Source organism: Rossellomorea sp. RS05 (assembly GCF_039822645.1).
Classification (GTDB): Bacteria; Bacillota; Bacilli; order Bacillales; family Bacillaceae_B; genus Rossellomorea; species Rossellomorea marisflavi_B.
In genome coordinates this window covers 43,432-69,093 of sequence record NZ_JBDKWY010000005.1, presented here as the reverse complement: position 1 = coordinate 69,093, position 25,662 = coordinate 43,432, and the positions used below count along the sequence as shown (strand labels likewise).

The window sequence follows — 25,662 nt, the reverse complement described above, 5'->3', positions numbered from 1 at the left end:
TTACAGCATCCCCTTCGTTGACGGGATCCCTTTCACGCGGGGATCGATGGTCGTTGCTTCATCGAGGGCACGCCCGAGCGCCTTGAAGATCGCCTCGATGATGTGGTGGGTATTCGTTCCGTAATGAACGATGACGTGAAGGTTCATCCGCGCTTCCAAGGCAAGCTTCCAGAGGAATTCGTGGACAAGCTCCGTATCGAATGTCCCCACTTTCTGACTCGGTAGCTCGGCGCGGAATTCCAGATGCGGACGATTGCTCAAGTCCACTACGACTTGTGCCAAGGCCTCATCCATCGGGACAAGGGCCGAACCGTATCGCTTGATCCCCCGTTTGTCACCTAGGGCTTCTACCAGTGCCTGTCCAAGACAGATACCGATATCCTCCGTTGTATGGTGATCATCCACTTCGATATCCCCATTCGCTTCGATGACCGTATCGAACTGGCCATGCTTGGTGAACAGGTCGAGCATGTGGGTCATGAACGGCACCCCGGTCTCGATCTTCGAGTTCCCTTCCCCGTCAACTCCAAAAGACAGGCTGATATTGGTTTCATTCGTCTTACGTGTGATGGTCGCATTTCTCGTCATGGTCTGCACTCCTTTTACTTTTCACCCTTGAATCTGATCTCCACCGCTCTGGCATGGGCTTCGAGCCCTTCGAGTCTGGCAAGCTTGGCGATCTTGTCGCCATGTTCCTTCAGGGCTGCTTCACTATATGAAATGATGCTCGTCTTCTTCATGAATTCATCTACATTCAACGGACTTGAGAATCGTGCCGTTCCATTGGTGGGCAGTACGTGATTGGGACCGGCAAAATAGTCGCCGACAGGTTCTGAACTGAATCGCCCGAGGAAGATCGCACCCGCATGGCGGATCGAGGCCATCGTTTCGAACGGCTGTGCCGTCAGGATTTCAAGATGCTCCGGCGCAAGATCATTCACGACCTCTATGCCTTCCTCCATGGAATCTACGACATAGATAGTGCCGTACTCTTCGATGGACTTTCTGGCAATCCCTTCTCGCGGAAGGCTTGAGAGCTGCTCCTCCACTTCTCGGGAAACCTTTTCGGCAAGTTCCCTTGAATCGGTCACGAGGACCGCTGATGCAAGGACATCATGCTCTGCCTGCGAAAGCAAGTCTGCCGCGATTTCATCGGCTTGCTGATGCTCATCGGCGAGGATGACGATTTCACTCGGGCCTGCAATCATATCGATATCCACATCGCCGAATACTTCCCGCTTGGCAAGGGCCACGTAAATATTCCCCGGTCCGGTGATCTTATCAACAGATGCAATTGATTCGGTTCCATATGCAAGGGCCGCAACCCCCTGGGCGCCTCCGACCTTATAGATTTCCTTCACGCCGGCAATCTCCGCTGCCACTAAGACACCCGCCGGGATTTTCCCGTCCTTGCCTGGTGGTGACACCATGACGATCCGCTCCACTCCCGCAACTTTTGCAGGAAGGACATTCATCACGACCGAAGACGGGTAGGCTGCGGTTCCGCCCGGCACATACACCCCGACAGAATCGAGTGGGGTCATCTTCTGACCGAGCATGGTGCCGTCCGCTTTCGTTTCAAACCAAGAAGGGCGCTTCTGCTTTTCATGAAAGTCCCGGATGTTACACGCCGCCTCCTTGATGATCGTGACCAACTCGGGATCAAGACTTGAGAAGGCGTCCTCGATTTCATCATTTGTGACAGCCAGGCTTTTGAGGTTCACTCCGTCAAATTTCTCCGTGAGGCGGTGGAGGGCATCATCTCCAGCATCCTGCACCTCTGCAATGATTGCCTGAACGGCTCTTCTCTGCTCCTCGGTTCCACTGTCCACGGATCGCTTGATGGACGCTCCTTTGATGTTATCGACGATTTTCACTGAGGTTCCCCCTTCCCGGTTTCATTCCCCGATCACCTTTGATAATCGGTCCACAAGGTCTTCTATTTTTTCGTCCTTCATCCGATAACTCACCGGATTGACGATCAGTCTCGAAGTGATATCCACAATCGTTTCGAATTCCACAAGTCCATTCTCCTTCAAGGTCCTGCCAGTGGAGACGATATCCACGATGCGGTCTGCAAGTCCGATAAGGGGTGCGAGCTCGATGGAACCATTCAGCTTAATGATTTCCACCTGCTCCCCTTGTTCACGGAAATAGGATGAGGCCACATTCGGATACTTTGTTGCGATCTTCGGTGCCACTTCGCTCATCTTCGTATCAGGCAGTCCCGCGACGGCCAGATAGCAGTCGCTGATGCGGAGGTCGAGGAGTTCATATACATCCCGTTCTTCCTCCAGCATCACATCCTTGCCTGCAATCCCAAGGTCTGCTACACCGTGTTCCACATAGGTCGGTACATCCATGGGCTTGGCGAGGATGAACCGGAGATCTTCTGCCGGCACCTCGATGATCAACTTCCGTGAATCATCGAATTCCGGAGGCAGATCGTATCCGGCCCTTCTCAGCAGCTCGACAGCCTCTTCAAAAATCCTTCCCTTCGGCATGGCAATGGTCAGACTCATCGGATGCCACCACCTTTCCCACCGGCTCCGATACAGTAATGAACCGAGTTGAATAGTTTCGTATACTCATCCACGTCACTTACGCCACGCAGACTCTGTAGGACGACGGATCGTCCTTCACCCCTCAGCTCGCGAGCAAGTCCGAACGCTTCCTTCCTGCGCTCATCACTGTATAGGATGCATTCCTGCTCAGGACGCTCCAATTTCACTTGAAGTGCCTCCAGGACGTAATCGAGACGGAGTCCGAAGCCCGTCGCTCCTGAATCCTTCCCGAATTTCTCCAGAAGCTTATTGTAGCGGCCGCCGTTCCCGATCGCGAAGCCGACATTCTCACCGTACACCTCGAACAGGATGCCGGAATAATAGCTCATATGACTCACGAGGCTGAGGTCGAACTTGATATGATCCTCCACACCGTGATCTTTCAAGATCCCCCACAGCTCGCGGAGTTCATTCAATGCCCCCATCCCCTTGCTTCCTTCAAGGAGGGCTTCCGCTTCTTCAAGGACACCATCTGCTCCCCGCAGATTCAAGAAACCTTTCAAGCGATCTTTATCAATGGAAGATAGGGAGAGCTCCTCAACATGGCGACGATACCCCACATAATTCTTCTCATAAAGGAACCGGCGCAGGATATCGGCCCGTTCGTCGGTCCCGACAATGCCTTTGAACAATTGCTGGACGAATCCGATGTGACCGACCGAAACTTTGAAATGCTTCAATCCCGCTTCCCTTAAGGTTTCGACCATCAGGGCGATTACTTCCCCGTCGGCACTGACGGAAGGATCACCGATGCACTCGATTCCCACCTGCTCAAATTCCGCCGGTCTGCCGCCTTCACGCTGCTGGGCCCGGAACACACTGTCTGAATAAGCAAGTCTCAGGGGTGCCTCGTCCTTCAACAGTTTGGATGCCGCGATCCTAGCAATGGGAGCCGTCATATCCGGACGCAGGACGAGGGTGTGTCCCTGCTGATCCAGGAGCTTGAACAATTGTTGATCCAGGATGGCCGAAGCATCTCCGACCGTTTCGTGGTATTCCAGCGTCGGTGTCTCGATGAGGCGGTAGCCCCAGCGTGACATTTCCGCCACCATCCTACTTTTCGTCTGATCTTTGACCTCATATAAATCAGGGAATGTATCTCTCATCCCCAATGGTTTCTCGAACATGAATAGCTTTGTCATACGAACCACCTTTTGAACGTAGTATCCTATCTTTTCCCTTGATTGAACTTTCTCAATCCTTTAGTTCGCTAATATACTAATAAAATAAAGTTACATGTAGTGTAGCGCTTCTTACGGATTCCGTCAACCGATTTGAAGCTGATTCCTGCAAGGAATGACATGACCGCCTATACTTGAAAGGAACGGGAATTCAATACTCCCATTCTCCCCAAAACAGATGACCGTATTTCATTTCTTCAGAAATACACACTACTCTTTCTAACGGATCCGGACATCCAATCCTATACATAACCCCACTATCCACACCAACGCAAAAAAAACGGAAAGGACATCAGTCCCTTCCGGTTTTGGCGGTTCCATAAATCTCGTCGTCATTCCAGCGATCGGCGAGTTCTTCTTTTGTATAGATGATGCGCATGGGGTTTCCTCCTACGAAGGCACCCGGTGGCACATCTTTATGCACGAGGGTTCCGGCAGACACGATGGCCCCATCACCAACGCTGACACCGGGAAGGATCGTCGTGTTCGCTCCGATCATGACCTCCGAACCGATCTCGACGTTTCCCAACCGGTACTCCTTGATCAAGTACTCGTGGGCAAGGATGGTCGTGTTATAGCCGATGACCGTATTCCGGCCGACGGAGATCTTCTCCGGGAACATAACGTCCAGCATGACCATCAGGGCAAAAGACGTCTGCTCCCCGATCTCCATTTTGAGGAACGTGCGGTAAAGCCGGTTCTTCAATCCGAGAAACGGGGTGTACCTCGCTGCCTGTATGACAAGGAAGTTCTTCACGACCTTGGCGAAGGGAACGGTTTTGTACACATGCCAAAGGGAGTTCGCTCCCTTGACCGGGTACCTTGTCGTCCGTCTCATCCCTCAGCCCCTACAATCGTCAGGATGTCCTGCATCGTATCCAGCATGAAGTCAGGTTCGTACTGCTCCAGATGGGCTTTTCCCTTCGCACTCCAGGCCACGCCTGCAGATAAGACTCCCGCGTTCCGTCCGCCAAGGATATCATGATGGTTATCACCGACCATGAGCACTTCCTCAGGTGCGGATCCGAGTGCTTCCAATGCTTTTTGGACAGGCTCAGGATGCGGCTTCGGATGCTCCACTTCATCAAGACTGATGATCACATCGAAGTACGGTTTCAGCCCCATGAGCTCTAGGCCGCGAATGACCATCACACGTGACTTTGTGGAGACGATGGCAAGCTTGTATCCCTGTTCATGAAGGGTTTCGATCGTTTCCGTGACCCCTTCGAACTCCGTGACGAGATCATCGTGGTTCGCCCGGTTGTGCTCCCGGTAGTGGGCACACATGTCATCACATTTTTCCGGATTCAATTTTCCGAATGATTCTTGAAGGGGCGGCCCCATGAACGGAAGGACACTCTCGCGGTCATAGTCGCCCGGGTAAAAGTGGTTCAAGGTGTGGAGGAACGAAGAGATGATCAGTTCGTTTGTATCAATCAGCGTTCCGTCCAGGTCAAACAGTATGGTTGTAATCTTCCTCATATTGACGCTCCTTTTCTTTCTTCACATCGACTTTCCGCCAGAAGTAGGCGATCGTCACCGTCAGCAGGATGGCCGTGGTGAGTCGTATGGCGAGCAGCGGCCACACCGGGATTCCAAGCGGGATGAAGATCAGGGTATCCTCTACCACGGCATGGCAGGCAACAAGGAAGATGAAGGCAAGGGTCACATCCCGCTTGCTTACTCCTTCTTCTTTCACTGCCTGGATCATGACCCCCGCCCCGTAGGCAAGACCCACGACCAGACCCGTCACCATGGTGGACGACGTATTGGCATTCATACCGAGGGCGCGGGTGACGGGCGCCATCCATCTGGAGAAGACGTCCATCCACTTCAGGTCCTTCATGATCTGGATGATCATCATGAGGGGAATGACGATGATGGCAAGCTGAATCACGCCATATCCCGCTTTTTGAAGTCCAAGAAGGATGATTTGTCCCCATCCATGTGGGTCAGCCTGCTCCGCAGGCATCATCCCGTACTGAGCAAACTCTGCACCACCATCCCATACAAGATTGATGACAATGGCAGACAGGAGGGCAAGGCCGATCCTGACGAGGAGGATCAGCCAGATTTTCACACCGACCTTCGAAGCCACGGTGGACTCGATGAATAGATTATGGGAGAAAGACAGCATGACGGCGATGATGAACACTTCCTTCACCGTCAGGTCCAAGGAGAGGATTCCCCCGATACCAGCGTAGAGGTTGAGGAAATTCCCCAGTACCAGCGGAATGGCTGCATCCCCGGAAAGTCCGAGGATCTTCATGAATGGAGCAATCCTGTCCATGACCCACGGAAGGACAGGAGTGTATTGCAGAATGAAGACGAGAAGCGTGATCGGGAAAATCACCTTCCCAAGGGACCAGGTCGTTTTCAAGCCGACGTGGCCCCCCGTTCTGATCGATCCGAGCATGCTGTCTCCCCCTCTAGCTTTTGGCGTTCATTTTTTCCTCGTAGTAGTGGTTCGCGAGGCCCGTTTTCCTTCTATAGATCATCGTCACGATTGCTGCAACGATCAGGGCGATGGAAATGACCTGTGCAAATCTGAAGTCTCCGAGCATCAGGCTATCGGTCCGCATGCCTTCCACGAAGAAGCGTCCGATGGAGTATCCGATTACATATGTCAGGAACAATTCTCCCCTTCTCAGTGACTTCACCTTCCGGCGGATGATCAAAAGGAGGACGAGGACGACCACATTCCAGAGTGATTCATATAAGAATGTAGGGTGATAGTATGATCCGTCGATATACATTTGATCAATGATGAATCGGGGCAGGTGCAGATTCTCAAGGAACTGACGTGAAACTTCACGGCCGTGGGCTTCCTGATTGATGAAGTTCCCCCAGCGTCCGATCGCCTGGCCTACGATCAAACTCGGAGCCGCGATATCGGTGAGCTTCCAGAACGAAAGTCCCCTCACTTTGGCAAAAACGATGGTTGTAAGCACCGAGCCGATCAGGGCTCCGTGGATGGCGATCCCGCCGTTCCAGATTTTGATGATATCCTCTGGATGGTCGGCATAATAGTTGTTCCATTCGAATGCTACATAGTAAATGCGGGCAGAGATGATGGCAATGGGAATTGCCCATACGAGCAGGTCGATGAATGTATCCGGATGCAGTCCCTGACGCTTACTCTCACGGATGACCATATACATCCCGAGGGCGATGCCAAGGCCGATGATGACCCCATACCAATGGACCGAGATGGGACCGAGTTCAAAGGCAATGGGATCGATGGGCATGATTGTCTCGTTCATAGTTCTTCTCCTTCGTCAACGGGCCCGTGACCCGGTTTGTCAATCCATGTCGTCATTGTCACCGTCTTCGATCACATCTGATAGACGATTGGTGAATTGCTCGGCTGCGTTCACGCCCATCCTCTTCAACCGGAAGTTCATGGCGGCCACTTCGATGATGACGGCCAGATTTCGTCCTGGTCGCACAGGGACCGTCAGCTTCGTGATTTCCGTATCAATGATTTTCATTTTCTCTTCGTCAAGACCGAGGCGGTCATATTGCTTCGCTTTATCCCAAAGTTCGAGATTGATGCAAAGGGTGATGCGCTTATGACTTCTCACGGCTCCCGCACCGAACAGGGTCATGACATTAATGATGCCAAGACCTCGGATCTCAAGAAGATGTTCAATGAGATCAGGGGAATTCCCAATGAGGGTATCCATGTCTTCCTGCCTGATTTCCACACAGTCATCGGCTACAAGACGGTGACCACGTTTCACAAGCTCAAGGGCCGTTTCACTTTTACCGACGCCGCTTTTACCCGTTATGAGTACGCCTACTCCATAGATATCAACAAGAACACCGTGGATCGCCGTCGTTGGCGCAAGCTTACTTTCCAAGTAATTTGTTAGATGTGAAGAAAATCTCGTCGTCTTCATCGGTGACCTCATGACAGGCACATCATACCGATTGGCTGCTTCAATCAAATCGTGTGGTACCTCAAGCTCCCGTGAAATAATGATGCCGGGTGTGATATCGGTACAGAGGGATTCAAGCCTTCTTTTCCGCTCTGCGTCATCAAGCAAGTCAAGGAACGTGATCTCCGTCTTCCCAAGGAGCTGAATCCGCTCTGCAGGATAATAGTCGAAATAACCGGCGATTTCGAGGCCCGGTCTGGAAATATCACTCATCGTAATCGGTCTATGTAATCCTTCTTCTCCACCGACAAGCTCAAGATGGAACTTATCCATGATGTCTTTCGTGCGCACTTTTGCCACTCTTTACTCCTCCTTCAACTTGCTGTACCTCTAACCTATTTTAGCAATTATGTGGAAAAGCGCAAGGTAATGGTAAGCACGCAAAAAAGCGGCCCGCGCCTGATAACGGCACGGACCACTCTCTTATGCTTTTCGTTTCGGTTCGAATATTGCTTTTTGAATGATCAGGTTGCACGCGGATAGGATGATGCTGGCCAAGAAGGCCATTCCGAATCCTGAGATCTCGAAGCTGCTCCCCATGATTTTATCTGTCAGCATCAAGGTCATGGCATTGATGACAAATAGGAATAAACCGAGGGAAAGAATCGTAACCGGCAGCGTCAGGATGATTAGGATCGGCCTGACAAGCACATTCAGGAATGACAAGATGATGCTCGCTAAAATGGCGGCTCCGATCCCCGTCACCTGGAATCCTTCAAAAAAGCCCGCTAACGCTATAAAGATGACCGCATTGATAAGTATACCTATAATCCACCTCATTATCTGATGGAATCCTCCTCATTCGGCAGCACAAAGGCAAGTAGGGCATATACCACGACTAGGGCGAAGAAGCCCGTCGGGATCAATAGCAGGATGAAGGCGACCCTCAGGATGATGGGGTCAATCCCCACCGTCCTCGATAAGCCCCCAAGCACTCCTGCCAGCTTTCTATCAGACCTTGTTCGCGCCAATGTTTTCTTCATGATGATACCCTCTTTCTAGTTCGTCTCTTTGTTGCTATTAACATTCTTCGATTCGTACTTTTTTATGAGCACGGAACCGGTTTTTGTTTCAGCAAAGAGATGAAGCTTATCCGGAGAGGTTGTTTTTCGTGAGAAGCGGATCGATTTCTGCACCACTTCATTTTTTTCTTCCAATACATCGATACCCTCAAGTTCCATTTTGAAACCACCGAGATTGGATTTCGCCTCACCTGAGATGTTGATGTTCTCAGGTACGTAGAAGTCCACGCTTCCCGTCATGGTCTTCGCATGGACGGTATCGGCTTTGTCCCCGGTCAGGGAGCAGACGATGTTACCATTTAAGGACTGGGCATCCGTATGAAGGATATCGCCTTCGACGAGGACCTTTCCGTTGATGGATTCTGCTTCAACGTGCTCAGCTGAGACACGTGTAAGGGTGATGGCTCCATTGGAGGTCTCCACATCAGCCCTCTTCGCTTTCAACCCTTCGACGATGATCTTACCGTTTGCCGCCTTTGCCTTCAGGTCTTCCACTTCGAGGTTGTTTGCATTGAGACCGCCGTTAAACAGACGGACGGAGATTTTTTTGTACTGATGTTCAGGCACATAGAATTTCGCATTTACTTTCATCCATTTGGACTGGGTGCCAAAGTACAGGGTATCACCGTCTATGGAGAAGGAAGACGTATCATGGAACTGCTTGAGGCCTTCTTCCCGGTCTTCGGTCCGGTATACTTTCGCATCGCATTCCACCCGGACCTCCCCTCCGCTCCATGGATGGATCTCGACCTTGCCGTTTGCCACATCGATATCGATCTTATCAAAGGATACCTCGGGCTGCTGGAATACATGGGACACTTCGACTGATTGACTCAACTGGAAATCAAAATCAAAGTTCTTTATCTTATTAAGGGCTGTATTCATGAAATCAACGACTTTATCCTTGGAATTAGACGAACCGGATGATGTCGATTTTTGCTTAGGCTGATCGTTCGGATCTTGGAAAATCGAAACGAATTCGTCTACAAAGCTTTTCTCCTTCGGTTTCGGTTCTTCCGGTTTCTTATCCAGTGCTTCCAAAAGGGCCACGGCTTCCTGAGCAGAAATTGTTCCGTTCTCCAACATATCCAAAATCCGTTTACGCTCTTCATTCATACCCGTTCAACTCCCATTTTCAGATTATCTCAGTACTATCATGAATATAACCGATAAGGCAAAGTTATACCTGATCCGTCATTCATTGCTTCTATAGTATGTACGTTTAAAGCGCCCAAAGGTTTCATTCCTGTAAAAAATGTTACTCACTGTCCCATACCCTCCTGACAACATAATAAAACGGAGGCGCCGGGGCACCTCCGTTCCAATCAGTTCGTCACGCCTTCTTTTTCCCTGACTTTCTTTTGCATCCGTTCTCGCTCACGCTCGAGGACAGGTTTCAGGTATTTCCCTGTATACGAGCCCTTCGCTTCAGCCACCTTCTCAGGAGTTCCGGTGGCTACGATCGCGCCTCCTTTATCTCCCCCTTCAGGACCAAGGTCGACGAGGTAATCGGCTGCTTTGATGACATCAAGATTATGCTCGATGACAAGGACCGTGTCTCCGTTCTCGACAAGACGCTGAAGGACGACGAGGAGACGTGAAATATCATCCACATGCAAGCCTGTCGTCGGCTCATCGAGGATATATAGGGACCGGCCCGTTGAACGGCGATGAAGCTCGGATGCAAGCTTCACGCGCTGCGCCTCCCCTCCGGAAAGGGTCGTGGCAGGCTGCCCGAGGGTGATGTAGCCGAGGCCGACATCATAGATGGTTTGAAGCTTCCTTCTTATCTTCGGAATATTTTCGAAGAACTGCAGGGAGTCTTCCACCGTCATCTCAAGGACATCAGCGATGTTTTTATCCTTGTATTTCACTTCAAGGGTTTCACGGTTATAACGTTTCCCGTGGCAAACCTCACAAGGGACGTATACATCAGGAAGGAAATGCATCTCGATCTTGATGATCCCGTCACCGCGGCATGCCTCACAGCGGCCGCCCTTCACGTTGAAGCTGAAACGGCCTTTTTTATATCCGCGTACCTTCGCTTCATTCGTGGTGGCGAATACGTCACGGATATCATCGAAGACCCCTGTATAGGTCGCCGGATTCGATCGAGGCGTACGGCCGATCGGGGATTGGTCGATGTCGATGACCTTATCGAGGTGCTCGATCCCCTTGATTTCCTTATGAAGCCCAGGCTTCGACTTGGCGTTATGAAGCTTCTGGGCAAGGGACTTATGAAGAATCTCGTTGATAAGGGTACTCTTACCTGAACCCGAGACTCCCGTCACCGCCATGAACAGGCCGAGGGGGAGCTTCACTTTTACGTTATTCAAGTTGTTCTGCTTCGCTCCGAGGATCTCAAGATAACGGCCGTCCGGCTTTCGTCTTTCCTGCGGGAGCGGGATGAACTTCTTCCCGGATAGATATTGTCCGGTCAAGGATTTTTCATCATCCATGACTTCTTGAGGGGTTCCTGCCGAGATGACCTCTCCTCCGTGTTTCCCTGCGCCAGGACCGATATCGACAAGATAGTCCGCTGCCATCATCGTATCTTCATCATGCTCGACGACGATGAGGGTGTTTCCGATATCCCTCATATTCTTGAGGGTATCGATGAGGCGGTCATTATCGCGCTGATGAAGTCCGATTGACGGCTCATCAAGGATGTAGAGTACACCCGTCAGTCGCGAACCGATCTGGGTCGCAAGCCGGATCCTTTGTGCTTCACCGCCCGACAGTGTACCTGCGGCACGACTGAGGGTCAGATAATCAAGTCCTACGTTCACAAGGAAACCGAGGCGTTCACGGATTTCCCGCAGGATCAGCCTGGCGATCTGCATATCTTTGTCCGAAAGTTCCAGGGCATCAAAGAATTGATCTGCTTCCTGGATGGAGAAGGCTGTTACCTGTCCGATATGGAGGGAATCGACCTTCACGGCGAGGGACTCTTCCTTCAGCCTGTGTCCATCGCAGCTCGGACAGTTTTGGGTAGCCATGTATTTCTCCATCTGCTCCCTAACGTAATCGGAGCTAGTCTCACGGTAGCGTCTCTCCACGTTCGCCATGACGCCTTCAAATCGGAGGTAATTCTCTCTGACTTGACCGAAATCATTCTCATAGCGGAAATAGATTTCGTCTTTACCGCTTCCGTGAAGGATTTTGTCCATATCATGCTTCGGCAGGTTCTTCACCGGCACATCCATAGGGATCCCGTAATGATCACAAACCGCCTTCAACAAGGATGGATAATACTGTGAGCTTGTCGGTTCCCACGGGGCGATGGCATGCTCATCAAGGGTCTTATCCCAGTTCGGGATCACAAGCTCTTTATCGACTTCGAGTTTCGTTCCAAGACCGTCACATGTCGGACATGCACCGAACGGACTATTGAAAGAGAACATCCTCGGTTCGAGCTCAGAGATGGAGAAACCACAGTACGGGCATGCATGATGCTCACTGAACAGAAGCTCCTCTTCCCCGATCACATCGATGATCACCTGACCGCCGGCTAGGCGCAGTGCTGATTCAAGGGAGTCCGATAGTCGTGCAGCCACGCCTTCTTTTACCACGACGCGGTCAATGATGACTTCAATGGTGTGCTTTTTATTTTTCTCAAGGGTGATTTCTTCGCCGAGGTCTTCCACCTCTCCATCGATCCTCACCCTCACATATCCCTGCTTCTTGATATCCTCAAGGGTCTTCGCATGAGTTCCCTTCCGGCCCGATACAACGGGCGCAAGCACCTGAAGCTTCGTGCGGTCCGGATACTCAAGGATGCGGTCCACCATCTGTTCGATCGTCTGAGACGTGATTTCGATTCCATGATTCGGACAGATCGGCTTCCCTACCCGTGCAAATAGCAGACGGAGATAATCATAGATCTCGGTTACGGTCCCTACCGTGGAACGTGGATTCCGGCTGGTCGTCTTCTGATCGATGGAAATTGCCGGTGACAACCCTTCGATGGCGTCCACATCTGGCTTATCCATTTGTCCGAGGAATTGCCTTGCATAGGCAGACAGGGACTCCACGTAACGCCTTTGACCTTCTGCGTAGATCGTGTCGAAGGCAAGGGATGATTTCCCTGAACCCGAAAGGCCGGTCAGTACGACCAGCTTATCCCTCGGGATGGTGATATCTATATTTTTAAGGTTATGAGCGCGAGCTCCTTGTACGATAATATTTTCCTGCGCCATAAGTCGTTCATCCTTCCGCTTTCAGCTCGAGAATGGTATCGCGAAGCTGTGCTGCCCGTTCGAAATCGAGGGCTTTGGCCGCTTCTTTCATTTCCCCTTCTAGGCTGGCAATAAGTTTTTGTCTCTCCGGTTTGGACAGTTTCGATACATTCGTGCGACCTCCATCCATCTCCTCTGTTTCCTCCACTTCGCGAGTGGCCTTGATGGCATCCCGGATCTCCTTCTGGATCGTCGTCGGGGTAACGCCGTGCTTCTCGTTGTATTCTTCCTGGATTTCCCGGCGACGCTTCGTCTCGCTGATCGCCTTCTCCATGGAATCGGTCATCTTATCTGCGTACATGATGACCTTCCCTTCGCTGTTACGGGCCGCACGTCCGATGGTTTGGATCAAAGATCGTTCAGAACGGAGGAAGCCTTCTTTATCAGCGTCGAGTATGGTCACCAAGGACACTTCCGGTATGTCCAGCCCCTCCCTGAGGAGGTTGATGCCGATGAGGACATCATATTTTCCGAGGCGGAGGTCACGGATGATCTCGATCCGCTCCAGGGTCTTGATTTCGGAATGCAGATATTGGACCTTGATGCCGATCTCCTTCAGATAAGCACTGAGGTCCTCGGACATCTTCTTGGTGAGGGTGGTGACAAGGACACGTTCGTCCTTCTCCACGCGCTCATTGATCTCCCCGATAAGGTCATCGATCTGCCCTTCGATGGGCCGGACTTCAATAATCGGGTCGAGAAGACCGGTCGGGCGGATGATCTGTTCGACCATTTCCGGACTGTGCTCAAGCTCATATGGACCCGGCGTCGCCGACACATATAAAAGCTGATTCGTCTTCCCTTCGAACTCATCGAACTTCAACGGACGGTTGTCCATGGCGGACGGCAGGCGGAATCCATGATCCACGAGCACTTTCTTCCGCGCCTGGTCCCCGTTGAACATCCCGCGCACCTGTGGAAGCGTCACATGGGACTCATCGATGACGATGAGGAAGTCTTCAGGGAAATAATCCATAAGGGTGTAAGGGGTAGAGCCCGGTGGTCTCAGCGTAAGATGACGGGAGTAGTTCTCGATTCCCGAACAGAAGCCCATCTCCCTCATCATTTCTAGATCATAGCGGGTCCGCTGCTCCAGACGCTGGGCCTCGAGGAGCTTATCGTCCTCCCTCATGATTTTGAGCTGTTCTTCAAGCTCCTTCTCGATGTTTTCAATGGCCACCTTCATCTTCTCTTCACGGGTAACGAAGTGGGAAGCCGGGAAGATCGCGACATGATCGCGGTCGCCCATGATTTCACCCGTAAGGGCATCGACTTCACGGATCCGGTCGATTTCATCACCGAAAAACTCGACCCTCATGCAGTGTTCATCCCGTGATGCCGGGAAGATTTCCACCACGTCACCGCGGACCCTGAATGTTCCGCGCTGAAAGTCGATATCATTTCGTTCATATTGTATATCCACAAGCTTTCTCAAAAGCTGATTACGTTCAATTTCCATCCCGACTCTCAGGGACAGGACAAGCTCCCTGTATTCTTCCGGATTACCCAACCCGTAGATACAGGATACACTTGCGATGATAATGACATCCTTCCGTTCAAACAGTGCGGAGGTGGCAGAGTGGCGAAGCTTATCGATCTCATCATTGATGCTCGCATCCTTCTCGATGAACGTATCGGTCTGAGGGACATATGCCTCCGGCTGGTAGTAATCGTAGTAACTTACGAAGTACTCTACGGCATTGTCGGGAAAGAATTCCTTGAACTCGCTGTAGAGCTGTCCGGCCAGCGTTTTGTTGTGGGCAATGATAAGAGTGGGCTTCTCCACTTCCTTGATGACATTGGAAACGGTGAACGTCTTTCCCGTCCCCGTCGCCCCGAGGAGCGTCTGGTGGCGTTTGCCTTCCTTGATGCCCTCTACCAGCTTCTTGATTGCCAGGGGCTGGTCCCCTTCAGGTTTGTATTTAGACTTTAGCTCGAATTGATCTTTCACCGTGAAACCTCCTATAGGTAAGGAACAGTATGTTCTATGCTTGTCTATACCCATCCCTTGCACTGTCCATTCGTCTCTTCCCATTTTACCACAATCAATCGGAATTTAACCATCAATAAGCGAACAAAAGTTCGTTTTTATCCCTCAGTAGGATACGACCTGTGGACAATCGCAGGTTCGACAAACTCCACGGTGTCAATCGACAGCATTCGACTACTTTTACACACACCCTGTGGGTATGTCTGTTGATAACCACTATACCATTGTGGAAAAGACGCCCCCTTACCCACAATTCGTCAAAATTCTTGTGCACTCTTCTAGAGAAACCGCATACAACCTGTGTATAACTTCATGGAAGAAAAAAAGAGCACTCCCTATTGGGAATGCCCGGTTATTCACTTTTTTGCCCTTTACCCTTCATCCGTCCGCTATACCAAAAACCCACTGTCAAACTCGCTGCGTCGATGACGATCAGCAGGATGGAGTCCGTATATCCTTTGGAAACGGAAGCGGCGATCAACGCCACGGTCAAGGCAAGTCCGATATATCGATTGTAGGTGACCCTCGAAAAGAATACGACGAGGAGGCCGGGCAGGAAGGCTGCCAGAATGATCTTGGACACAGTCAACTCTCCTTAAAGAAGGAATATCAACTAGTTTAACGGATATTCCCTGTTCTGGAAAGAGGCATCAGGCCCCCGATGATAGAATCCGCTCCGTCCTCTCCTTCAATTCACTGTGAGGGATGAACTTCTCTGCAAGCATGTCCGGCAAGACGTACTCAAGGAAGTATTTCACACTCGCAAGCTCCTTGAATTTAATGATCGTCGAAAGGGCTTCCTGATAGATTTCCATGAACAGCGGCTCCGGATTTCCTTTTTGGATCTCACCAAATGATTCATACAGAAGATCGACTTTGTCGGCTACGGATAAGATCCTGCCTTCAAGCGTCTCGTCTTTTCCTTCCTTGAAACGGTTCCTGTATACATCGTGGAATTGAGGGGGAAATTCTGTCGTGATGAATTTTTTGACCATCTGATCCTCAACCTGGCTGAACAATTCCCTCAGTTCCTTCGAGGCATATTTCACAGGCGTCTTGATATCTCCGGTAAAAAGCTCTGCATAGTCATGATTCAGTGCCTTTTCATATAGGGACTTCCAATCGACCTCATGCCCCTCCTGTTCTTCCACGGTTCCTAGAAATTGCGCAATCTTCGTCACCTTGAAGGAGTGGCTGGCCACATTATGCTGATGATATTTGAATCGACCCGGACAGCGGATGAGCGTCTCGAGGTCTGATAGACTTTTAAAATAATGATGGATCCCCATTTCGATTCTCCTTTCTAAGGCATTCTATGATGATTCGGATGTATTGCCAATGGCAGAAGCCCTTAGCCATAGACTTCCCCGCTCACCTGAATATAAAACAAATCCCCCTTACACGGTGCAAGGAAGGATTTGTTGATTCCATATTAAATCAGTCTGACCGATACGACCCCTTCTATGCCTTCAATCTTCTGCTTCAGTCCCGCCTGCTCTTCTTCCGTCAGGACGTGGTCAAGATCGATCATCGTGTAGGCCCATGTAGCCTTGCTTCGATTGATCATATCGGCAATGTTGACAGCAAACCCGGAAAGGGCCGTCGTGATCTGGCCAACCATGTTCGGGATATTTTTGTGCATGACGGTGAGTCTCATCTTCCCGCTATATGGGAGTTCGACATCAGGAAGATTCACGGCATGCTTGATATTCCCGGTTTCAAGGTAGGTCTTTAGCTGCTTTGTCGCCATGACGGCACAGTTCTCTTCCGATTCCACCGTTGAAGCCCCAAGATGGGGAACCGGGACGACATTCTTCATCGAGAGGACCCGGGGATTAGGGAAGTCGGTCACATATTTACCCACCGTGCCAGACTCGAGCGCCTGCCCGAGGGTACTTTCATCCACAAGCTCACCACGTGAGAAGTTCAGGATGGTCATCCCTTCTTTCATCTTGTTGAAGCTCGATCCGTTCACCAAACGATTCGTCTTATCGGTCAGGGGGATGTGGAGGGTAACGAAATCGCACTCCGCCCATACTTCATCGATGTGCATGGCACGGTTGACATCGCGCGAAAGCCTCCAGGCCGCATCCACTGAAATGAACGGATCATACGCAACTACGTCCATTCCCAGTGCCAGTGCATCATTAGCAACGAGGACACCGATGGCACCAAGCCCGACAACGCCCAGCTTCTTACCTTTGATCTCACTTCCGACAAACTCCTTCTTCTTTGCTTCCACCACAGCTGCCACATCATCCCCATGTTCCTGGAGGGTTTGTGCCCATCCTACTGCGGAAAAAAGATTCCTAGATGAAGCAATGAGATTGGCAAGGACAAGTTCTTTCACCGCATTGGCATTGGCACCAGGTGTATTGAACACGACAATCCCTTTTTCCGTACACTCGTCGATGGGGATATTATTCACACCGGCACCTGCTCTGGCGATGGCTTTCACAGATTCGGGAAACTCGAAGCCATGGAGATTCTTGGATCTCACAAGAATGCCATCGGGATCGCCGCTTCCGTTCAGATAATAATTCAAATCTTCTTCAATAAGGGACAAACCTCTTTGACTGATGGCATTGAATGTATTAATGGTCAACATGTGATGTTCCTCCTTGGTCTGCTTCGAATTCTTTCATGAAATCTACCAGTGCCCTGACTCCTTCAAGGGGCATGGCGTTATAGAGGCTAGCCCGCATTCCGCCAACGGAACGATGACCTTTCAGGAACTCGAATCCGCGCCGTTTCGCCTGTTCCAGGAAGAGCTTGTTCACTTCATCACTGGCCGTGGTGAACGGGATGTTCATCAAGGAACGGCTCGCTTCCGGAACAGGGTTGGAGAACAGACTGGATTCATCGATACAGCTATAGAGCAATCCCGCTTTTTCCCGGTTTAGTGCCTCCATGCCTGCAACACCACCGTTTTCCTTCACCCACTCAAGCACGAGCTTAAGCACATAGATAGCGAATGTAGGAGGTGTATTGAACATGGATCCGTTCTCCACATACGTTTCGTACTTCAACATGGTCGGGCATGTCTCCGGTGCTTTTCCGATGAGATCCTTGCGGACGATGGCAACGGTCACCCCGGATGGACCAAGGTTTTTCTGGGCCCCCGCATAAATCAAACCGAACGAAGACACGTCTATCGGTTCCGAGAGGATATGGGATGACATATCCGCCACGAGGGGAATCCCGCCTGTTTCGGGATAAGAGGCGTACCTCGTACCTTCTATTGTATTGTTGGACGTGATGTGGACGTACGATGCCTCTGGAGAGAAATCTTCTTTCGTATAAGCAGGAATGTCTCCCGGTGACTCTATCTGATGTATGGTTCCGATTTTTCCCGCTTCCTTGACGGCTTTCTTAGACCAGCTTCCCGTCACAATGTAGTCAGCGACACCATGTTCCCCAAGAAGATTCATCGGGATCATGGAAAACTGCAGAGAGGCGCCTCCTTGAAGAAAAAGAACTTCATACTCTTCAGGAATGTCCATAAGCTCCCTCAGCAAGGCTTCAGCACCCTGGATGATTTCTTCGAACGGACCGGAACGATGACTCAACTCCATGACAGACATGCCAGTCCCGCTGTAGTTCAATAATTCTTTTTGTACTTTTTCCAATACTGGACGGGGAAGAACCGCTGGACCTGCAGAAAAATTGAACACTTGCTTCAACAAAAACATCACCTGCACATTCGTTCAGAATTTTCCCAAAGTATAAGAAGAAACACGGTATCCGTCAACAACCCTGACGAACGAAGAAAACGCTTACGAAGTAAGATTTTAAGAAATAGCGCAAATATCGTTGGGTTCTTATTGTTTTTGGAATAATCACTTAACCATAAAAAAATAAGACAGCAAAAGCTGCCTTATCCTGTCAATATATCTTCTTTTGGATAGCGAATCTTCTCTTTACCCGGCCGTGAGAGGGAGTAGGCGAGTGTCAACGGACCCATCTTCCCTGCGAACATGACGAAGATGATGACCCACTTCCCGACGGTACTCAACTCCGGACTGAAGTTCATGGACAAGCCCACGGTTCCGAAAGCCGATACCACTTCAAATAGTAGCGTGAGGAAATCCGCTCCTTTTTCCGAGATGGTAAGAATGAACAGGGACCCTACCACCAAAAGGACGCTAAGCGTGGAGATCGCAAGGGATTTCAGGATGACCGATTGATCAATGGAGCGCCGGAAGATCTTTACTTCTTTTTTATCCCTCAAGAAGGCACCGACCGCGAGAAGGATCATCAGGAATGTCGTAAGCTTGATCCCCCCGCCTGTAGAGGCGCTCCCTGCTCCGATAAACATAAGAAAGACTGTAAAGAAGATTGTCGGACTTTCCATCTCTCCATAATCAAGCGTATTGAACCCTGCCGTCCTAGGTGTCACAGCCTGAAAGTAGGAAGCCAACCCTTTATCACCAAGAGAAAGGGGGCCGAGTGTACCCGGGTTGTTATACTCCAAGACGAAGATGATGATCGTTGCCGCGACATTGATCAAAAGCGTACCTAGGATCATGATCTTCGAGTGAAGGGACAGCTTTTTGAAGGTACGGGATTTCCACCCGTCCACCAAAACGGTGAACCCAATCCCACCGATAATGAAAAGGGAGGATAGTGCGAATGTGATGACGGGATTTCCTACAAATCGCATCATGTTATCCGGCCACAGACCGAAACCGGCATTATTAAAAGCGGAAACAGAGTGAAAAAGGCTGTAAAACAAGCCTTCTGACCACCCGTATCGGGGCACCCACTGAGTGGCAAGGAACATCATTCCAATCCCCTCCACCAGCAAGGAAAAGATGAAAAGGTATCTCACGAGCATGATCACCCCGCCAACAGAGGTCTGATTCAACGACTGTTGCAGCAACAGCCTTTCCTTGAATCCGATCTTCTTCCCGAGCATCATGACGATAAGGACGGCGAACGACATGATGCCCAGTCCCCCAAGCTGTATGAGGCACATGACGACAATTTGGCCGAAAACGGTGTAGACGGAGCCGGTATCGACAACGGCAAGCCCCGTCACCGTCATGGCTGAAGTTGTGGTAAAAAGGGCTTCGAGCCACGTGATTGGCTCAGTCGTCGATATGGGAAGCTTCAACAGAGCCATTCCCACCATGATGAAAAAGGCGAAGACCGCCACCAGCAGCTGCGGTGGACTTAAATGAATGACCCTGTATCTCATGGTTATACCCCTTCTTTTTCGAATCGATTGATATCACGATTATGTCCGATGACAATCAATAGATCTTCCAGTTCAACCGTATCGTCGGCGCTAGGTGAGACAATGACTTCATCCCCCCGATGGATGGCAATGATATTGCATCCATACCGTGCCCGGACATCCAGGTCCATGAGCGTGAGGTTTGCGACTTTAGACGAAGCCCTGACCTCTACGATGCTGTGCTCCTTAGAAAGCTCGATGTAATCGATGATTTTCTCCGATGTCATATGGTGAGCGATTTTCTTCGCCATATCCCGTTCAGGATGGATGACCTTATCGGCACCGATCCTTTCAAGCACCTTTTGATGATACGCATTTGAGGCCTTCACCCAGACCTCCTTGACACCCAGCTCTTTCAGAAGCAGTGTAGTCAGGATGCTCGCCTCCACGCTTTCCCCGAATGAAACAATCACGTGATCGAAGTTACGTAGTCCCAGGGACCTCAAAACGGACTCATCCATGGCGTTGGCCTGGACGGCGTGTGTCGCCACATCCGCGTAGCGCTGAACGACCTCTTCGTGCAGATCGATTGCCAGTACCTCTGTATCAAGCTTGCTCAATTCCTCCACCAGGTTCCCCCCGAATTTCCCAAGGCCGATAACGGCGAATTGCTTCTTCATGATGTACTCCTCCAACTGAACGTTACTGATATTTTCGTATCTTTTGTTGTTTTCTACTTGTTCATTCATCTTCCATGATAAATCGTGCTGATTCAAAAAATGACGGCACAAAAAAGACCGCAGGAACTAAGCCTGTGGTCATCGTCAATGCGATTCCAAGGTTCATTCACTCCCATTTACGCTTACGAGGTTAGCTGACGGATTCGGGCCATGGAAGCAGCCCTACCTTAAAAGGATTCACCCCTGTATGAACTCGGGTCCCCCGCTTCTGTAAAGAATTAAGCGATGATATGATCAAAAGCAACCAGCTTTGATGATAGATATATTACTCCTAGACCCATTCGTTGTCTATAACTATTTTAGTCTTTTTTTCGCGGAAAATGAGATATGGATGAACCACCATCATTTACTTGCTCCATCAATGGTTTCGAACCCTGTGTTTGGGGAATATTGCTTATAAAATGCAAACTGAAGGGAAGAAGTAGCCATGGCTGACATTACATCGGTCCTGCCTTCCGGTAAGGACAATTCAAAGGATATCAAACCCTGGATCAGGGGGTTCGCCCGCATAGGATTCATATCAAGGGGGCTCGTCTACATGCTGATCGGCGCCCTCGCCGTCATGGCGGCATTCGGAGTGGGCGGCAGCACATCCGACTCGAACGGGGCCTTCGCAGCCATTGCATCAAAGCCTTTCGGTGAGGTATTATTGTGGATCGTCGGCATCGGACTTCTCGGTGTGGTCATCTGGAGCCTCATCCAAGCTATTACCGATCCCGAATACCACGGGGACCAGGGAAAATCCATCGTGCGGAGGATGACCCACATCTTCACGGGTGCCGCTTACGGGATCCTCGGCTTCAATGCCATCGCCATCGCCCTTCACGCCAAAGGCGGCTCCAGTTCCGAGCAGACCATGTCTGCAAAGCTCCTATCCCAGCCTTTCGGTCAGTGGATCGTGGGCATCGTTGGGCTGGCCATCATCGGATTCGCCCTTCACGAACTGTACTCTGCATATACAGAAAAATTCGCGAAGCAGTTCAAGAAAGGCAGCATGTCAAAGCACGAGTGGAAATTCAGCAAAAGGACAGGAAAAATCGGCCTCACTGCCCGAGGCATCGTATTCCTTCTCGTAGGCTACTTCTTCATCCGTACCGCCATCACGGCTGATCCTGATAAAACCAAGGGACTGGACGGGGCACTATCCGAAATTGCCCAGCAGCCTTTTGGACAATGGCTGCTCGCCATCGTAGCAGCTGGACTGTTCCTCTACGGGGTCTTTGAGATCCTCAGAGGGAAGAATCGACATTTAAGCATATTCTAAGCCCATCCCCGGGCTTTTTTATTTGAGAAGAGGTATTAACTATGAAGACATTATGGACGAAATACAAGAGCATATCCCTGATCACGAAAATCACCGTAGCCCTGATCCTCGGGGTCATAGCAGGCGTGACCTTCGGAGAGCGTGCCGCCTCCATTTCCATCCTGGGGGACATCCTTATCAATCTCCTGTCGTTCCTGATCATCCCCCTTATCCTCTTCACACTCATGACAGGTGTGAACCAAACAAGCATCAAGGAACTCGGGAAAACGGGGAGCAAAGTGTTCCTTTACTATCTTCTTACATCCGCCTTCGCCATCATCGTGGGGTTGGCTGTCGCGAGCATCTTCCAACCAGGGACCGGAATGGAGCTCGACCAATCCCAGTCATTCGATGTTCCCGATGATCCGGGCTTGAAAAGCGTCTTCCTGTCGATCATTCCAGACAATATCATAAAAGCTTTCACAGAGCTTAACCTGTTGGGGATCATCTTCACTGCCATCGTGTTCGGGACCGCCATCTCCTATTTGCGTTCCACGAAAGAATATGGTGAACTGGGGGAGCACGTATTCAAAGTCATCCAGGGACTCAATGAAGCGAGTCTCGCCATCATGAAGGCGATCCTGCACTATCTCCCTATCGGCATTTTCGCCATCATGGCCAAAACGGTTGGAGAACAGGGTGCGGGGACACTCCTATCCCTCGGCAACATGATCATGGTCCTGTATATCGCACTCATCGTCCAGCTGTTTCTCTACACCGTTGCCATGATCATGGTCAAAATCAACCCCCTTTCGTTTTATTCAAAGGCACGCACTCCCATGATCACGGCCTTTGTGACACAAAGCAGCACCGGCACCCTGCCTTTATCTCTTCAGGCAGCCAGGGAGATGGGGATTCCTAAAAGCCTCTATGGATTAAGCCTTCCCCTCGGGGCGACAATCAACATGGATGGTGCCGCGATCCGCATTGCAGTATCCGCGGTCTTCGCCGCAAACGTCGTCGGTGACCCGTTGAGCCTGACAGATATGGCTCTCGTCGTGGTCGTCGGAACCCTTGCCTCCATTGGAACGGCAGGCGTACCGGGAGCTGGCATCCTCATGATTGCCACGGTGTTCACCCAAATCGGCCTTCCCATGGAAGCCGTTGCCCTCCTGACCGCCATCGATGCCCTTGTCGGCATGGGCTGCACGGCCATCAACATCACCGGTGACCTTGCAGGAACTTCGATCATTCATCGGTTGAGTGGTAGAAAGAATTAGCGAAAGAGGCTGTCGTTGTGTGCGACAGCCTTTTTCGTGGGGATAAAAGTGAGGAGATTGGGGTGGATATTGTTTTCTACTACACAGGTATCAGAGTTGATTGGAAAGTGGGGAACACCTTTCATCCCCCTAGTTTTAACCGTGATTCTTATTTGTTGCCTGCTTGTGTATGGGACCGTTCCTTTTCGCTGCAGACGCCTGCTTTCCCGCGGGAAGGGCGTCAAGCCTCCTCGTGCCTGCTGGGTCTTGCCACTCCTTCTTTTCCGCTGGAGTCAGGCGTCTTCCGTTGCAATTTACTCTTTGGTTCGAGATGATGTGAGTTTTGATTTCTTCTGATTGGTCATTCGAGGGGACACTATCCGTTACCCAAACCGGTTTCCTTCATGATAGTGTGCTGAGGTTTGGGACCGTTCCTTTTCGCTGCAGACGCCTGCTTTCCTGCGGGAAGGGCGTCAAGCCTCCTCGTGCCTGCGGGGTCTTGCCACTCCTTCTTTTCCGCTGGAGTCAGGCGCCTTTCGCTTCAATCCACTCTTTGGTTCGGGATTAGGGATAAAGGAATCTTAGACTTTGGGTTTATTTCATAGTGCAGCGATACTTAACAATCCTCTCTTTTTACTCCACCCTCTACCTGCTGGATGGGAATGAAGATAGCACTATCATGTCACCAACTCCCTTAAGCAGAGAACTCCCTCTGACTACCATCACGTAGTGCAGTGTAGCGGAGGGAGACCGACTCCAACGGGAAAAAGCGGGCAGGGTGAGACCCCGCAAGCATGAGGAGGCTCACCGCACGCCCCGTGGAAAGCGGGCTCCCGCAGCGAAACGGAACGCGCCCCTCTTTTCACTCCCCCATAAATGCTGGATGGGGTAAAGGTATCCCTCTCCAAAACCCTTATAGGTGGAGAACTGAATCAAGCTACCACCAAACAGTGCAGTGCAGCAAAGGACGGCCGACTCCCGCGGGAATAGAGGCAAGTTTGAGACCCTGCAGGCGAAGCCGAAGCGGCTCAACTGCCTCCCCGCAGGAAAGCGGCCGGCCGCAGCGAAACGGAACGGGCCCCTCTCTGCACTCCACCCCATAACAAAGGGATGGAACCGAGCCAATATCTCCTTTCCACCCAAACAAAAAATCCCCCACCGGCATCAAACCAACCAGTGAGGGATTTCCCTTATCCTCCAAGGAACACAGCACCGTACACGAGCGCCCCGCCAATCACCAACGCAGGGCTAACCTTCCACCTCTCCAACAAGAGATAGCTGGCAACCCCGATGATCAACGTCTGCACAATCCCGATCCCACCATACGAATCCACAAGGAATTCCATCGTCATGATGCCAAGAAGGATTGCAATCGTCGGCCTGACGATCGTTGTCATGTTCTTCACCTTAGGAGAATCTTTAAACTTCATCAACAACCCGAGCAAGAACAGCATCAGCAGAAGCGAAGGAGCAATCGTCGAGAATAACCCGATTGCTGCCCCCAGTACACCGCCCTGCTGATAGCCGATATAGCCGGCCATTTTCGTATTGATCGGACCCGGAAGCGCATTGGCAAGGGCGAGCATTTCACTGAACTGACTATCCGTCAGCCAGCCGTACCGGTCCACGACCTCCGCCTGAATGAGGGGGATCGAGGACGGCCCGCCGCCATATCCTAAAATATTCGGAACAAAGAAAGCCATGAAAATATGCACATACGTCATGAAGCTTTCACCTGCTTTTCATTCACAGGTTTCTTGGACATTAGGGCAAGCCCGAGTAACACTGCAATTACAATTCCCGGGTGAACCCCAAGTCCTGAGAGGAGCAAAAGGCTCACTGCCAAAAGTCCGATTGTGATCTTCCAGCCAAGGCTCTTTTTCGACTTTTTCACAAAGTCCCACGTCAGGACACCGAGCATGACCGCGACCACTGGGACGACCGCCTGAGACATCCCGTGGACCCACGGGCGGTCTTTATAGGAATTCAATGCCGTCAGCATCAGGATCAAGAGTAGGACGGTCGGGACACTTGTGGCGATGATGCTCACGAGCATGCCGAGCACTCCCCCGACCCGATGCCCGATATAACCGGCCATCTTTGTTGCAATCGGTCCAGGCAGGGCATTTGCCAAAGCGAGGGTATCCGAAAACTCATCGTCACTCATCCATTTGTATTTCTCGACTACTTCTTTATGAAATAGTGGTATGGAGGAAGGACCTCCCCCGAATCCAAGCATCCCTACGCGGAAAAATGCCAGAAATAACTGCCACTGTTTCATTCATCACACCTCATTTCAATCGTT

25 protein-coding genes and 1 riboswitch are annotated in these 25,662 nt (G+C 50.9%); of the genes, 2 read left to right on the top strand and 23 right to left on the bottom strand.

Annotated elements, in window-relative coordinates:
• The 20 genes from hisB to ABJ225_RS13880 all read right to left on the bottom strand — a co-directional run bounded on the left by hisB (position 1) and on the right by ABJ225_RS13880 (position 20,795).
• Entirely contained in the window at positions 1–588 is a 588-nt protein-coding gene (gene hisB, locus ABJ225_RS13975; RefSeq protein WP_048016194.1) for an imidazoleglycerol-phosphate dehydratase HisB, read from the bottom strand.
• A 14-nt stretch (positions 589–602) separates the two neighbouring features.
• The gene (gene hisD, locus ABJ225_RS13970) at positions 603–1,877 is read right to left on the bottom strand and encodes a histidinol dehydrogenase (RefSeq protein WP_347320822.1); all 1,275 of its coding nucleotides are present in this window, start codon (positions 1,875–1,877) and stop codon (positions 603–605) included.
• A gap of 21 nt (positions 1,878–1,898) precedes the next feature.
• Entirely contained in the window at positions 1,899–2,522 is a 624-nt protein-coding gene (gene hisG / locus ABJ225_RS13965) for an ATP phosphoribosyltransferase (protein ID WP_048016192.1), read from the bottom strand.
• Positions 2,519–3,706 (bottom strand): ATP phosphoribosyltransferase regulatory subunit, encoded by a 1,188-nt coding sequence (locus ABJ225_RS13960; RefSeq protein WP_318341689.1) that lies wholly within the window; start codon positions 3,704–3,706, stop codon positions 2,519–2,521. Before ABJ225_RS13960 ends, hisG begins: the two co-directional genes overlap by 4 nt.
• 331 nt (positions 3,707–4,037) lie before the next feature.
• Complete coding sequence (locus tag ABJ225_RS13955) at positions 4,038–4,583, bottom strand: acyltransferase (RefSeq protein ID WP_318341690.1); 546 nt, start codon at positions 4,581–4,583, stop codon at positions 4,038–4,040.
• Entirely contained in the window at positions 4,580–5,227 is a 648-nt protein-coding gene (ppaX, locus tag ABJ225_RS13950; RefSeq protein WP_347320821.1) for a pyrophosphatase PpaX, read from the bottom strand. The genes ABJ225_RS13955 and ppaX overlap by 4 nt, the downstream gene beginning before the upstream one ends.
• Complete coding sequence (locus tag ABJ225_RS13945; RefSeq protein WP_318341692.1) at positions 5,199–6,161, bottom strand: nucleoside recognition domain-containing protein; 963 nt, start codon at positions 6,159–6,161, stop codon at positions 5,199–5,201. Before ABJ225_RS13945 ends, ppaX begins: the two co-directional genes overlap by 29 nt.
• A gap of 13 nt (positions 6,162–6,174) precedes the next feature.
• Complete coding sequence (lgt, locus tag ABJ225_RS13940) at positions 6,175–7,008, bottom strand: prolipoprotein diacylglyceryl transferase (RefSeq protein WP_318341693.1); 834 nt, start codon at positions 7,006–7,008, stop codon at positions 6,175–6,177.
• Between the two features lie 39 nt (positions 7,009–7,047).
• The gene (hprK, locus tag ABJ225_RS13935; protein WP_159644278.1) at positions 7,048–7,986 is read right to left on the bottom strand and encodes an HPr(Ser) kinase/phosphatase; all 939 of its coding nucleotides are present in this window, start codon (positions 7,984–7,986) and stop codon (positions 7,048–7,050) included.
• Positions 7,987–8,109: 123 nt separating this feature from the next.
• On the bottom strand, positions 8,110–8,466 hold the full coding sequence (locus ABJ225_RS13930) for a phage holin family protein (RefSeq protein ID WP_347320820.1): 357 nt from the start codon (positions 8,464–8,466) through the stop codon (positions 8,110–8,112).
• Positions 8,466–8,669: a PspC domain-containing protein gene (locus ABJ225_RS13925; RefSeq protein WP_347320819.1), complete on the bottom strand. Its 204-nt coding sequence runs from the start codon at positions 8,667–8,669 to the stop codon at positions 8,466–8,468. The genes ABJ225_RS13930 and ABJ225_RS13925 overlap by 1 nt, the downstream gene beginning before the upstream one ends.
• 15 nt (positions 8,670–8,684) lie before the next feature.
• Complete coding sequence (locus tag ABJ225_RS13920; RefSeq protein ID WP_347320818.1) at positions 8,685–9,824, bottom strand: DUF4097 family beta strand repeat-containing protein; 1,140 nt, start codon at positions 9,822–9,824, stop codon at positions 8,685–8,687.
• Between the two features lie 209 nt (positions 9,825–10,033).
• The gene (uvrA, locus tag ABJ225_RS13915; RefSeq protein ID WP_347320817.1) at positions 10,034–12,907 is read right to left on the bottom strand and encodes an excinuclease ABC subunit UvrA; all 2,874 of its coding nucleotides are present in this window, start codon (positions 12,905–12,907) and stop codon (positions 10,034–10,036) included.
• 7 nt (positions 12,908–12,914) lie between these two features.
• Positions 12,915–14,897: an excinuclease ABC subunit UvrB gene (gene uvrB, locus ABJ225_RS13910; RefSeq protein WP_053429112.1), complete on the bottom strand. Its 1,983-nt coding sequence runs from the start codon at positions 14,895–14,897 to the stop codon at positions 12,915–12,917.
• Between the two features lie 391 nt (positions 14,898–15,288).
• Positions 15,289–15,519 (bottom strand): CsbA family protein, encoded by a 231-nt coding sequence (locus tag ABJ225_RS13905; RefSeq protein WP_053429111.1) that lies wholly within the window; start codon positions 15,517–15,519, stop codon positions 15,289–15,291.
• A gap of 67 nt (positions 15,520–15,586) precedes the next feature.
• Positions 15,587–16,225 (bottom strand): HD domain-containing protein, encoded by a 639-nt coding sequence (locus ABJ225_RS13900; protein ID WP_053429110.1) that lies wholly within the window; start codon positions 16,223–16,225, stop codon positions 15,587–15,589.
• 143 nt (positions 16,226–16,368) lie between these two features.
• Positions 16,369–17,544: a phosphoglycerate dehydrogenase gene (locus ABJ225_RS13895; protein WP_218246447.1), complete on the bottom strand. Its 1,176-nt coding sequence runs from the start codon at positions 17,542–17,544 to the stop codon at positions 16,369–16,371.
• Complete coding sequence (gene serC, locus ABJ225_RS13890; RefSeq protein ID WP_218246446.1) at positions 17,531–18,619, bottom strand: 3-phosphoserine/phosphohydroxythreonine transaminase; 1,089 nt, start codon at positions 18,617–18,619, stop codon at positions 17,531–17,533. Before serC ends, ABJ225_RS13895 begins: the two co-directional genes overlap by 14 nt.
• A gap of 194 nt (positions 18,620–18,813) precedes the next feature.
• Positions 18,814–20,136: a TrkH family potassium uptake protein gene (locus ABJ225_RS13885; protein WP_218246445.1), complete on the bottom strand. Its 1,323-nt coding sequence runs from the start codon at positions 20,134–20,136 to the stop codon at positions 18,814–18,816.
• Positions 20,137–20,138: 2 nt separating this feature from the next.
• Positions 20,139–20,795: a potassium channel family protein gene (locus tag ABJ225_RS13880; RefSeq protein ID WP_347320816.1), complete on the bottom strand. Its 657-nt coding sequence runs from the start codon at positions 20,793–20,795 to the stop codon at positions 20,139–20,141.
• Positions 20,796–20,959: 164 nt separating this feature from the next.
• Positions 20,960–21,090: riboswitch (cyclic di-AMP (ydaO/yuaA leader) on the bottom strand.
• 192 nt (positions 21,091–21,282) lie between these two features.
• Between ABJ225_RS13880 and ABJ225_RS13875 the strand changes: the two genes are divergently transcribed.
• A complete protein-coding gene (locus ABJ225_RS13875; RefSeq protein WP_318341696.1) occupies positions 21,283–22,119 on the top strand; it encodes a DUF1206 domain-containing protein in 837 nt (278 codons plus the stop codon).
• 41 nt (positions 22,120–22,160) lie between these two features.
• Positions 22,161–23,378: a dicarboxylate/amino acid:cation symporter gene (locus ABJ225_RS13870; RefSeq protein WP_318341697.1), complete on the top strand. Its 1,218-nt coding sequence runs from the start codon at positions 22,161–22,163 to the stop codon at positions 23,376–23,378.
• A 783-nt stretch (positions 23,379–24,161) separates the two neighbouring features.
• On the opposite strand, the gene ABJ225_RS13865 is transcribed toward ABJ225_RS13870, so the two are convergent.
• From ABJ225_RS13865 to ABJ225_RS13855, 3 genes are all read right to left on the bottom strand, one after another.
• Complete coding sequence (locus tag ABJ225_RS13865) at positions 24,162–24,458, bottom strand: hypothetical protein (protein WP_218246441.1); 297 nt, start codon at positions 24,456–24,458, stop codon at positions 24,162–24,164.
• An 89-nt stretch (positions 24,459–24,547) separates the two neighbouring features.
• The gene (locus ABJ225_RS13860; RefSeq protein WP_048006676.1) at positions 24,548–25,081 is read right to left on the bottom strand and encodes a chromate transporter; all 534 of its coding nucleotides are present in this window, start codon (positions 25,079–25,081) and stop codon (positions 24,548–24,550) included.
• Entirely contained in the window at positions 25,078–25,638 is a 561-nt protein-coding gene (locus tag ABJ225_RS13855; protein WP_053429105.1) for a chromate transporter, read from the bottom strand. Before ABJ225_RS13855 ends, ABJ225_RS13860 begins: the two co-directional genes overlap by 4 nt.
• Positions 25,639–25,662: the final 24 nt, after the last annotated feature.